Genomic DNA, 11298 nt, shown 5'->3' on the forward strand with positions numbered 1-11298 from the left:
AACCGACCACTTGTTATTAACAAAAATGATGAATCAGTTTTTTCAACAAATCGCGGGTCGGCTCAATAAAGTCCGTCGCTAAAAATTCATCCGGCTGATGTGCTTGTTCAATAGAGCCCGGACCGAGTACCAGTGTCGGGCAAAGCTGTTGAATAAAAGGCGCTTCGGTGCAGTAATTAACCGCATCACATTTTTCGCCCAACAGTTTCTCGACAACCTGAACCACTTGAGCGGAATGCTCGCATTCATAGCCCGGGATGCCGTCATGGAGCGCTCGGATCTGAATTCTGTCTCCCCATTGTTCAATCAACGGAGCAAGATGTTGGCGTAAGATATCTTCCAAATCTTGTACCGCCAGATTAGGAAGCGGTCGCATATCCAATTGCAATTCACAACAGGCACAGATACGGTTGATGGCATCGCCGCCGTGAATGTTGCCGAAATTCATGGTCGGGTATGGCACTTGAAACAGCGGATTGTGATATTTCTGTTTAAGTTGATTGCGTAATTGAATTAACTGCCCGGTGACGTCATGCATGATTTCAATGGCATTGATGCCTTTTGACGGATCACTGGAATGCCCGGACTGCCCGATGATACGTACGGCTTGCCCCATATGACCTTTGTGCGCTCGGATCGGTTTGAGTGAAGTCGGTTCGCCGATAATCGCACAATCGGGACGAATATGAGTATGTCGGGCGAAGGTTCTTGCGCCAAGCATTGTGGTTTCTTCATCCGCCGTGGCTAAAATGCGTAACGGTTTGGTCAGTTTGGTGAGCTCGATTTGGCTGACGGCATCAACGACAAAAGCAAAAAAGCCTTTCATATCGGCGGTACCCAAACCATAAAGTTTGCCGTCTTTTTCGGTCAGTTTGAACGGATCTACGCTCCAGCGGTCTTGATCAAACGGGACGGTATCGGTATGTCCCGCCAATAGCAAGCCGCCTTCGCCTTCCCCGTAGGTGGCGAGTAAATTGTATTTTTGCCGACTGCCTTCTACGGCGATGATGTCCGTTTTAAAACCATAGTCGCTCAACCAATCCGCCAACCGTTCAATCAACACTTGATTGGATTGATCGTACTCGGCTTCCAAACTACTGATTGTCGGGATTTCGATGAGCTGTTTGTAACGTTCGATAAAAGTCAATGTTGTCATGCTTTATCTCTTTAAAAATAATATAAAAAAGTATTGTAACCATTATACCGGCTCGATTTTATTGCATTCGGGCGGGATTTCAAATGTATGGTGCGTTTCAGCAAGTGTACGGAGAAAAATATTATTAGTTAAATCCTCTAATGAATATACTATTGCATTTATTTGGATTTTTTTTATACCGATAAGCGTACAGCGTGAAGTAAAATGGGCACCTAATACGGCATTAAGCGGAATATTCTCTAGTTGTTGAATCGGAACGAATTCCACACTGAAATAGGCGGCGAGATGTCGGGGCGCAAATTTCATACCGTGTTGTTCAAGTAAGCTTCGTTTAATGGCAGAAAAATAAAGATCTTCCGCGTGTTGAATATGTTGTTGGGAAAAATCCCATTGTAATGTGAGCGGATGGGATTGAAACGGATTACATGCAGCAACTTCAATAGTAAGTCCCAATTCTCTCGGTGCATTTAACAGTTTACGGCTACGTAAACTAAAGCCACCGTTTTGCCATTCGTAGAAATATTCCGGGGCATTATCTTTATGAGCCAACCAAACATCGGGATTAAAATGACGAATAAATTGGTTGTCTCGAATTTCGGCTAAGTCCGGCAAAGGCGCCCCGATGTAATCATATTCAAAAAATTCATCACGCCAGTTATTACCGTTGATCACCCAACCGTCATGTTGTACGACAAGGCAAAAATCTGTTTCAATCAGTTGCCCTAATCCGTAAATCATAAATAAGTTATATTCAAAATAACTGAACGGTTGGCAGGGAATATGTTGAATGTGATCAGGTAAAACGTCGGGACGTTCAGGGCTAATCAATAAACATTTTATGTGAGGAATCCTTCCTTGTAATTCTTGAAAACTGGTTTCAATAGCATAGACTGAACCTTGAGCATATCCTTGGTGTCCGGTGACGCTAGCAATAGTTAAGGTCGGCGATGACATATCGTCTCCACAATAAATGAAATGAGAGTGTTAATTTATCATAACACCCCGTCGAAATTAAAAATTATTTGTCATCGTTGGGTGAAAAATGTATTATAGACGTCTAGACGGAAATACTTCCAAAAAGAATTCGTGACAAGCGGTCGGAAATTGCAAAATTTTTGCAAAAACAGACCGCTTGTTTATTACAGATAATTAATATAAATCAATAGGATAAAGTTAATGTCAATCAATTTATTTACCTCGGAATCGGTATCCGAAGGGCATCCGGATAAAATCGCAGACCAAATTTCAGATGCAGTATTAGACGAAATTCTCAAACAAGATCCGAAAGCGCGTGTGGCGTGTGAAACCTATGTAAAAACCGGTATGGCACTTGTAGGTGGTGAAATTACGACTTCTGCTTGGGTGGATATTGAAAACTTAACTCGCCAGGTGATTTGCGACATCGGTTATACCCATTCCGATATGGGCTTTGATGCGCACTCGTGTGCGGTATTAAATGCCATCGGTAAACAATCACCGGACATCAATCAAGGCGTGGACCGTGCTAACCCGTTAGAGCAAGGTGCAGGCGACCAAGGGATTATGTTTGGTTATGCAACGAACGAAACCGAAGTGTTAATGCCGGCACCAATCACTTACGCTCATCGTCTAATGGAACAACAAGCCAAAGTGCGTAAATCAGGTAAATTAGATTGGTTACGCCCGGATGCGAAAAGCCAATTAACCTTTATTTACGAAGATAACAAAATTAAAGGTATTGATGCTGTGGTGCTTTCTACTCAACACGCTGAATACGTTGATCAGAAAACCGTGTTTGAAGGTGTGATGGAAGAGATCATCAAGCCGGTATTACCAAGCGAATGGTTAAGCCAAAACACCAAATACTTTATCAACCCGACAGGTCGTTTTGTGATTGGTGGTCCAATGGGCGACTGTGGTTTAACAGGGCGTAAAATCATCGTTGATACCTACGGCGGTGCAGCGCGTCACGGTGGCGGGGCATTCTCCGGTAAAGATCCGTCAAAAGTTGACCGCTCAGCTGCTTACGCTGCACGTTATGTCGCAAAAAACATTGTCGCAGCAGGTTTAGCAGATCGTTGTGAGATTCAACTTTCTTATGCGATCGGTATTGCAGAGCCGACATCAATCATGGTGGAAACCTTTGGTACGGGTAAAGTGAGCAATGAAGTGTTAGTCCGTTTAGTGCGTGAACACTTTGATTTACGCCCATACGGCTTAATCAAAATGCTAGATTTAATCCGTCCGATTTATCGTGAAACTGCCGCTTACGGACACTTTGGTCGAGAGCATTTTCCTTGGGAAAAAACCGATAAAGCGGAAGCATTAAGAGCGGATGCGAAATAGGTCAACATCATCAATGGGCGAACAGTGTTCGCCCTTTTCTTACGAGTATGTTCGACAGTCATATTCATTTGGATCAATATGCGGAATCTCAGATTCGTAACATCATCCAAAACCCAAAACTGGCAGGTGTGCTTGCGGTCGCAACAGATTTTGCCAGTAGCCAACGTTTATTGGCACTTAAACAGCAATTTCCACGTATTTATATCGCAGCAGGTTTTCACCCCGAACAGCCGTTACCTTCACCAACAGAACAAAGGCAATTGTTTGAATGGATTGCAAAAAATCATCAAGAACTGACCGCTTGCGGTGAAGTCGGTTTGCCCTATTATCTAAAACGTGAGCAACCGAATTTGGATTATCAGCCTTATATTGAACTTTTAGAACGATTTATCGTGCTCTGCAAGCGGTACGATTTGCCGATAAATTTGCATATTGTTTATGAGGATACGGAAATTGCCCTTGAGCTGTTAGCAAAATATCAGCTTCAAAAAGCGCATTTTCACTGGTTTAAGGCGAGTGATAAATGGCTGGGTGAGTTATTAAAAACACCTTATTTTATCAGTGTAAATCCCGATATATTAACTAATCCGAAAGTGCAGAGGGTAGTGGAGTGTTTTCCTTTGGATCGAATTATGATCGAAACGGACGGACCTTGGCGGCATGAGGGCTTTGATGTTACGGATATCAGCGGGCAACTTAAGGCGGTGATTCGGAAGATTGCCGAAATCAAAGAGGTGGCTTTAACGGCAGTCTCAGGGCAAATAGAGAGGAATACGGCGTATTTTTATCATACAAGCGGTCTGATTTGCCGATAAATTTGCAAATAAAAAAAGAGAATGGTTGCCCATTCTCTTTTTAATATAGATAAGAATTAAAGTGCTTTTAAGATATCATCCACACGTTCTTTTGCATCACCAAATAACATTTGGGTATTTTCTTTAAAGAACAGCGGGTTTTGAACACCGGCATAACCTACCGCCATTGAGCGTTTGAACACGATGACGTTTTGTGCTTTCCACACTTCTAATACCGGCATACCGGCAATCGGGCTGTTCGGATCATCCATTGCCGCAGGGTTAACGGTATCATTCGCCCCGATAACCAAGACAACATCGGTATCCGGGAAATCTTCGTTAATTTCGTCCATTTCCAACACCACATCGTAAGGAACTTTTGCCTCAGCGAGCAAGACGTTCATGTGGCCCGGTAAACGACCTGCAACAGGGTGGATACCGAAACGGACATTGATGCCTTTTTCACGTAATTTCGCTGTAATTTCAGCAACCGGATATTGTGCTTGTGCTACCGCCATGCCGTATCCCGGTGTGATGATCACGGAACTTGCATTTTTAAGCATTTCAGCCACTTCTTCCGCCGTCGTTTCACGGTGTTCACCGTATTCTTGATCATCGCTGACTTGAACATCGTTACCGAAGCCGCCGGCGATAACGCTGATGAACGAGCGGTTCATGGCTTTACACATGATGTAAGAAAGAATCGCACCGGAAGAACCGACTAATGCACCTGTGACGATTAACAGGTCATTGCTGAGCATGAAACCTGCCGCCGCTGCCGCCCAACCGGAATAAGAGTTCAGCATGGAAACGACCACCGGCATGTCCGCACCGCCGATAGAGGCAACCAAGTGCCAACCGAATGCTAGGGCAATTGCCGTCATGATTAATACCGGGAAGATATTATGCGGATTATTGACGAAAACGACCATAAGTAACGCCGATACAACTAATGCGGCTAAATTCATTTTATGGCGGTGCGGTAATGTTAATGCTTTTGAGCTGATGATGCCGCGAAGCTTACCGAATGCCACCACGGAACCGGTAAAGGTAACCGCACCGATGAAGATACCTAAGAAGACTTCAACGTTGTGGATATTTTGTAATACCGGATCAGTTTCATGCGCCAAGCCGTAGCTGTTAAAGCCGACAAGTACGGCAGCCAAACCGACGAAGCTGTGAAGAATCGCCACCAATTCGGGCATTTCGGTCATTTCGACTTTTAACGCTTGGCGGATACCGATGACCGCACCGATCGCCATGGCAATCAGGATCCAAACGGTACCTTTCGATTCTGGTCCGAAAATCGTGGCGATAAGCGCAATTATCATACCGACAATGCCGTACCAACAACCGGCTTTTGCCGTTTCATGTTTTGACAGTCCCGCAAGACTCATAATGAAGAGGAGGGCTGCAACGATATATGCAGCTTGTACTAAACCTTCAGACATTGCTTTCTCCTTAACCTTTTCTAAACATAGCAAGCATACGTTGGGTTACTTTGAAGCCACCGAAGATATTAATACTTGCAACTAAAATTGCGATAAATGCGAGGATACTGATGAAGAATCCGCCTTGTGAGATTTGCAGTAATGCACCGACAATAATGATACCGGAAATCGCATTTGTTACTGCCATTAACGGTGTGTGTAGAGCATGGCTGACATTCCATACAACATAGTAACCGACAACGCACGAGAGGACGAATACGGTAAAGTGAGAAAGGAACGCTGCCGGAGCAACGGAAGCCAACCATAAGAAGGCAAGACCGGCTAATGCCATTAAACCGTATTTGATACGCGGATCCGCCGGTTTTTCTTCTTTTTTCTCTGCCGGTTTAACGGCTGCTTTTTGTTGTGGTTGAGCAGAAACTTGAATCGGCGGAGCCGGCCAAGTCACCTCACCGTCACGAACAACCGTGACACCGCGTAACACTACATCTTCAAAATTGATGTCGATTTGACCGTCTTTATTTGGTGCAAGCAGTTTGAGTAAGTTGACGAGATTTGTACCGTAAAGTTGTGATGATTGGGTCGGTAAACGGCTAGGAAGATCGGTATAACCAATGATTTTAACTTGGTTGTCGGTGACAACGACTTCACCGGCTTTAGTATATTCGCAGTTACCGCCGGTTGCTGCCGCTAAGTCCACAATCACGCTGCCCGGTTTCATCGAGTCGACCATCTCTTTGGTGATGAGGCGAGGTGCAGGTTTACCCGGGATTAATGCCGTAGTGATGATAATATCGACTTCCTTCGCTTGTTCAGCGTATAGCGCCAATGCACGACGATTGAATTCTTCCGACATCACTTTGGCATAGCCGTCACCGCTGCCGCCTTCTTCTTTGAAATCAATTTCAAGGAAGCTTGCACCCATGGATTCGACTTGCTCTTTTACTTCAGGGCGAGAGTCAAATGCACGAACGATAGCTCCTAAGCTGTTTGCAGCCCCGATGGCAGCTAAACCGGCGACACCGGCACCGATAACCAATACTTTTGCCGGCGGAACTTTACCCGCAGCGGTAATTTGACCGGTGAAGAAGCTGCCGAATTCATGTGCGGCTTCGACGACCGCACGATAACCGGCGATGTTTGCCATAGAACTAAGCGCATCAAGGGACTGTGCACGTGAAATACGCGGTACTGCATCCATGGCAAGCACGTTAATTTTTTTGGCGGACAATTTGGCCATCAGCTCAGGATTTTGAGCCGGCCAAATAAAGCTGACAAGGGTTGCGCCTGATTTCATCAGTGCAATTTCAGCATCGGTCGGCGCATTCACTTTGAAAATGATGTCTGCGTTCCAAACTTCTTTTTGCGTGCCGACTTTCGCACCTGCTTCCACAAATGCGTTGTCTTCGAAACTTGCTTTAAAACCTGCATCGTGTTCAACGAGCACATCAAAGCCTAGTTTGAGAATTTGTTGGACAGTCTTTGGCGTTGCCGCTACACGACTTTCATTGTCCAACAGCTCTCTTGGTACACCAATAAGCATAAAGACTCCTGTATGATTTTTAGTTTAAGAATGAAATTGTTTCGTTAAGATAAAACGGCTGTAAATGTAACATTTATTTTTATCCTTCGCCAAAAAATTTCTAATAAACGGTTGAGATAGATAAAATTTAAGGGGGATCACGTAATTCTTTTAAAAAAATGTATTAAATATTGGAGTTATGGCACTTTTTTGCTATATTTAGCACAATTTTTGCCCCTTGCGGGGCTTTTGTTTTTTGATTCAAACATCATTATCAATAATGGAACACCCTTATGTTTAAAAAATTTCTTGGACTCTTCTCAAACGATCTTTCTATCGATTTAGGTACGGCAAATACACTGATTTATGTTAAAGGACAAGGTATCGTTTTAGATGAACCTTCCGTTGTTGCGGTTCGCCAAGACAGAATCGGTTCGCTAAAAAGTATTGCAGCGGTAGGAACGGATGCCAAATCCATGTTGGGCCGTACTCCAAAAAGCATTTTAGCGATTCGTCCGATGAAAGACGGCGTAATTGCGGATTTCTATGTGACTGAAAAAATGTTACAGCATTTTATTAAACAGGTGCATAGCAATAACTTTATGAAGCCGAGTCCGCGCGTATTAGTGTGTGTACCGGCAGGTGCAACGCAGGTAGAGCGTAAAGCCATTAAAGAATCGGCAATCGGCGCAGGTGCTCGTGAAGTTTATTTAATTGAGGAACCGATGGCGGCGGCGATCGGTGCAGGTTTACCTGTTGCAGAAGCCGCAGGATCGATGGTTATCGATATCGGTGGCGGTACGACAGAAGTCGCCGTGCTATCGTTAAACGGTATCGTACATTCTTCTTCTGTGCGGATCGGAGGGGACAAATTTGATGAAGCGATAGTTGCTTATGTTCGTCGTCATTACGGTTCGGCAATCGGTGAAACGACAGCCGAGCGTATTAAGAAAGAAATTGCAACGGCCTTTATTCAAAATGAAGATGAAATTCGTTCGATTGAAGTACATGGACATAATCTTGCCGAAGGTGCTCCAAGAACGTTTGTATTAACTTCTAAAGAGGTGCTGGAAGCTATTGAACAACCGCTAAACGGAATTGTAGAAGCGGTAAAAGCAGTATTAGAACAATGCCCTCCTGAATTAGCAGCAGATATTTTTGAGCGAGGCATGGTATTAACCGGTGGTGGTGCATTATTACAAAATATTGATGTCCTGCTTGCAAATGCAACGGGTGTACCGGTTATTGTAGCGGAAGACCCGTTAACGTGTGTTGCACGCGGTGGCGGTAAAGCGCTTGAAATGATCGATATGCATGGTGGTGATTTGTTCAGTGATGATAACTAATTTATCCTACTAGAGTAAAGTTGAAAATGGACAATATAAACAAATTGTCCATTTTCCTTTCAATCACAATTATCCTTTCTATCTCCATGTAAATATATGAAACCGATTTTTGCTAAAGCCCCTTCACTTGGTGTCCGACTATTTTTTGCTATAGTTATTTCGGTGAGCCTGATTTTTTTAGACGGACGTAGCAGCATGATGATTCAGATGCGCAATGTCTTGGAAACGGCAGTAAGCGGTTTGTATTATTTTGCAAATGCACCAAGAACGGTATTAGATGGTGTCAGTAATAACTTTATTGATAGCCAAAAATTACAATTGGAAAATAAAGTATTAAAAGAACAAATTCGGGAAAAAAATGCCGATTTGCTATTACTTGACCAACTTAAGGTGGAAAATCAGCGGCTACGTTTATTACTAAGTTCACCGTTACGTCAAGATGAATATAAAAAAGTGGCGGAAGTTTTAACAGCCGAAATGGATGCTTATCGCCAACAGGTTGTGATTAATCAGGGTGGAAACGATGGCGCTTTTGTCGGTCAACCGATTATTGATGAACGAGGCGTAGTAGGGCAGGTAATTTCTGTCGGAGAGAAAAGTAGCCGAGTGTTGCTGATTACCGATGTCACTCATGCGATTCCGGTGCAAATTTTACGTAATGATGTGCGTGCGATTGCCAACGGTACGGGACATAATGATGAATTGATTTTAGATAATCTACCGCGCACTGTTGATATTGCTAAAGGCGATGTGTTAGTAACCTCCGGTTTGGGCGGGCGCTTCCCTGAGGGTTATCCAGTAGCCGTAATTGAAAATATTGTGAATGACGGCTCCAGTCATTTTGCCCGAGCCACAGCACGTCCGTTAGCCTCTTTAGACCGTTTACGCTATTTATTACTATTGTGGCCAACCAGTGAGGAAATCCGCAAGGCACAAAGTATTTCTCCACAAGATGTACGTGATGCCGTTGAAGAACGACGCCAAAATCAAAATCCGCTGAGCCACCTAAAAAGTAGTAATAAAAAAGAACAAGTGAATAATGACGAAGTAAAAAAAGACGATTCTTCAGAATCGGAGGATCTATCAGAAAATCCGGCATCACAATCTGAAGTTGAAAGCGTCATCGACAATCATGCCGGACAAGGAAGCGAATAATGAGAGAAAACGCACTTTTTCAGCTACTGGTACTGATCTTCATTTTTATGGTAGCGTTTGTATTGGAAATTATGCCGTGGCCGGCAGGTTTCCAAGGGTTACGTCCAAGTTGGGTTATTTTAGTTTTGATCTATTGGGCGTTGGCTTTACCGGATAAAGTCAGTGTCGGAACTGCCTTTCTTGCAGGTATTGTTTGGGATTTAATATTGGGCTCAATTTTAGGTATCCATGCTTTAGTTTTATCTGTCGCGATTTATGTCGTTGCGAAATATCACTTAATTCTACGCAACCTTTCGTTATGGTTACAAAGTTTATTAGTCATGGCATATATTGCACTTATCCGATTTTGTATCTTCTTTATTGAGCTCGTGTTGCATAGTGCCGAATTCAATACTCAAGAATTACTCGGTGCGGTACTAAGCGGTATTTTATGGCCTTGGATTTTCTTACTGATGCGGCATATTCGTCGAGGACTACATTTACGTTAATGAACAGTTTATCCTTTGATTTTGCCGAAGATTTCCGTCCGCTTTCTGCCCGTATGCGCCCGCGTACCTTGGCGGAATATGCAGGACAAAGTCACTTGATTGGTGAAGGAAAGCCTCTACGCCGTGCGATTGAAGCAGGTCATAGCCATTCAATGATTTTTTGGGGGCCGCCCGGTACCGGTAAAACGACATTGGCGGAAATTATCGCCAGTGAATTGGATGCTGAAGTCGAACGCTTGTCAGCCGTCACCAGCGGTGTAAAAGAGATTCGCGAAGCTATTGAAAAAGCCAGATTAAATCGTCAAACCGGTAGACGTACCTTATTATTCGTGGATGAAGTCCACCGCTTCAACAAAAGCCAGCAAGATGCTTTTTTGCCACATATTGAAGACGGCACCATTATTTTTATCGGTGCCACCACTGAAAATCCTTCTTTTGAACTTAACAGCGCATTACTTTCCCGCGCGCGGGTTTATATTCTCAAGCCATTACAAGCGGTCGATATTTTGAAAATTTTGCAAAATGCGATCACAGATAAAGCGCGCGGTTTGGGGAATGAAAAACTGATCTTAAAAGATGAGGTGCTGAATTTACTTGCTGATTATGTAAACGGTGACGGACGTTTTGCATTGAACTGCCTAGAACTGATGTGTGATATGGCAGAACAAACCGAGCAAGGTAAAGTATTGGATAAAGGACTATTAATCGAAGTATTGGGTGAACGCCAAGCCCGTTTTGACAAAGGTGGCGACCGTTATTACGACCTGATTTCCGCCTTACATAAATCCATTCGAGGCTCTTCCCCTGACGGTGCATTATACTGGTATGCTCGTATTTTAACCGCTGGTGGTGATCCACTGTATGTCGCTCGCCGACTACTTGCGATAGCATCAGAAGATGTGGGCAATGCTGACCCAAGAGCAATGCAAGTCGCCCTTACTGCGTGGGATTGTTATACTAGAGTGGGAGCTTACGAAGGCGAACGGGCCATTGCCCAAGCGGTGATTTATCTTGCAGTTGCTCCGAAAAGTAATGCAGTTTATATGGCATTTAATGAAGCC

At 43.9% G+C, this 11298-nt stretch carries 10 protein-coding genes; 6 read left to right on the top strand and 4 right to left on the bottom strand.

Annotated elements, in window-relative coordinates:
- Positions 1-16: 16 nt before the first annotated feature.
- The gene (gene argE, locus ACEYJ7_RS09775; protein WP_373778914.1) at positions 17-1156 is read right to left on the bottom strand and encodes an acetylornithine deacetylase; all 1140 of its coding nucleotides are present in this window, start codon (positions 1154-1156) and stop codon (positions 17-19) included.
- A gap of 42 nt (positions 1157-1198) precedes the next feature.
- The gene (locus tag ACEYJ7_RS09780; protein ID WP_373778915.1) at positions 1199-2110 is read right to left on the bottom strand and encodes a DUF5672 family protein; all 912 of its coding nucleotides are present in this window, start codon (positions 2108-2110) and stop codon (positions 1199-1201) included.
- Positions 2111-2332: 222 nt separating this feature from the next.
- Here ACEYJ7_RS09780 and metK point away from each other — a divergent pair, with 222 nt between their 5' ends.
- Together metK and ACEYJ7_RS09790 are read left to right on the top strand one after the other, a co-directional pair.
- On the top strand, positions 2333-3481 hold the full coding sequence (metK, locus tag ACEYJ7_RS09785; protein ID WP_373778916.1) for a methionine adenosyltransferase: 1149 nt from the start codon (positions 2333-2335) through the stop codon (positions 3479-3481).
- A gap of 47 nt (positions 3482-3528) precedes the next feature.
- Complete coding sequence (locus ACEYJ7_RS09790) at positions 3529-4296, top strand: TatD family hydrolase (RefSeq protein ID WP_373778917.1); 768 nt, start codon at positions 3529-3531, stop codon at positions 4294-4296.
- Positions 4297-4352: 56 nt separating this feature from the next.
- On the opposite strand, the gene pntB is transcribed toward ACEYJ7_RS09790, so the two are convergent.
- A complete protein-coding gene (gene pntB / locus ACEYJ7_RS09795; RefSeq protein ID WP_373778918.1) occupies positions 4353-5726 on the bottom strand; it encodes a Re/Si-specific NAD(P)(+) transhydrogenase subunit beta in 1374 nt (457 codons plus the stop codon).
- Between the two features lie 10 nt (positions 5727-5736).
- Positions 5737-7269 carry a Re/Si-specific NAD(P)(+) transhydrogenase subunit alpha gene (gene pntA / locus ACEYJ7_RS09800; RefSeq protein WP_373778919.1) on the bottom strand — a complete coding sequence of 511 codons (1533 nt, stop codon included), beginning with the start codon at positions 7267-7269 and terminating at the stop codon, positions 5737-5739.
- Positions 7270-7541: 272 nt separating this feature from the next.
- Here pntA and ACEYJ7_RS09805 point away from each other — a divergent pair, with 272 nt between their 5' ends.
- From ACEYJ7_RS09805 to ACEYJ7_RS09820, 4 genes are all read left to right on the top strand, one after another.
- Positions 7542-8594, top strand: coding sequence for a rod shape-determining protein (locus ACEYJ7_RS09805; RefSeq protein WP_373778920.1), 1053 nt, complete (start codon positions 7542-7544; stop codon positions 8592-8594).
- A 96-nt stretch (positions 8595-8690) separates the two neighbouring features.
- Positions 8691-9749, top strand: a complete 1059-nt coding sequence (gene mreC, locus ACEYJ7_RS09810) for a rod shape-determining protein MreC (RefSeq protein ID WP_373778921.1) — start codon at positions 8691-8693, stop codon at positions 9747-9749.
- On the top strand, positions 9749-10237 hold the full coding sequence (mreD, locus tag ACEYJ7_RS09815; protein ID WP_373778922.1) for a rod shape-determining protein MreD: 489 nt from the start codon (positions 9749-9751) through the stop codon (positions 10235-10237). Before mreC ends, mreD begins: the two co-directional genes overlap by 1 nt.
- Positions 10237-11298: replication-associated recombination protein A (locus ACEYJ7_RS09820; RefSeq protein WP_373778923.1), on the top strand; the 1062-nt coding region annotated here is incomplete at its 3' end. The genes mreD and ACEYJ7_RS09820, both read left to right, overlap by 1 nt.

Origin of the sequence: Glaesserella sp. (genome assembly GCF_041814905.1) — a bacterium.
Taxonomy (GTDB): Bacteria; Pseudomonadota; Gammaproteobacteria; order Enterobacterales; family Pasteurellaceae; genus Glaesserella.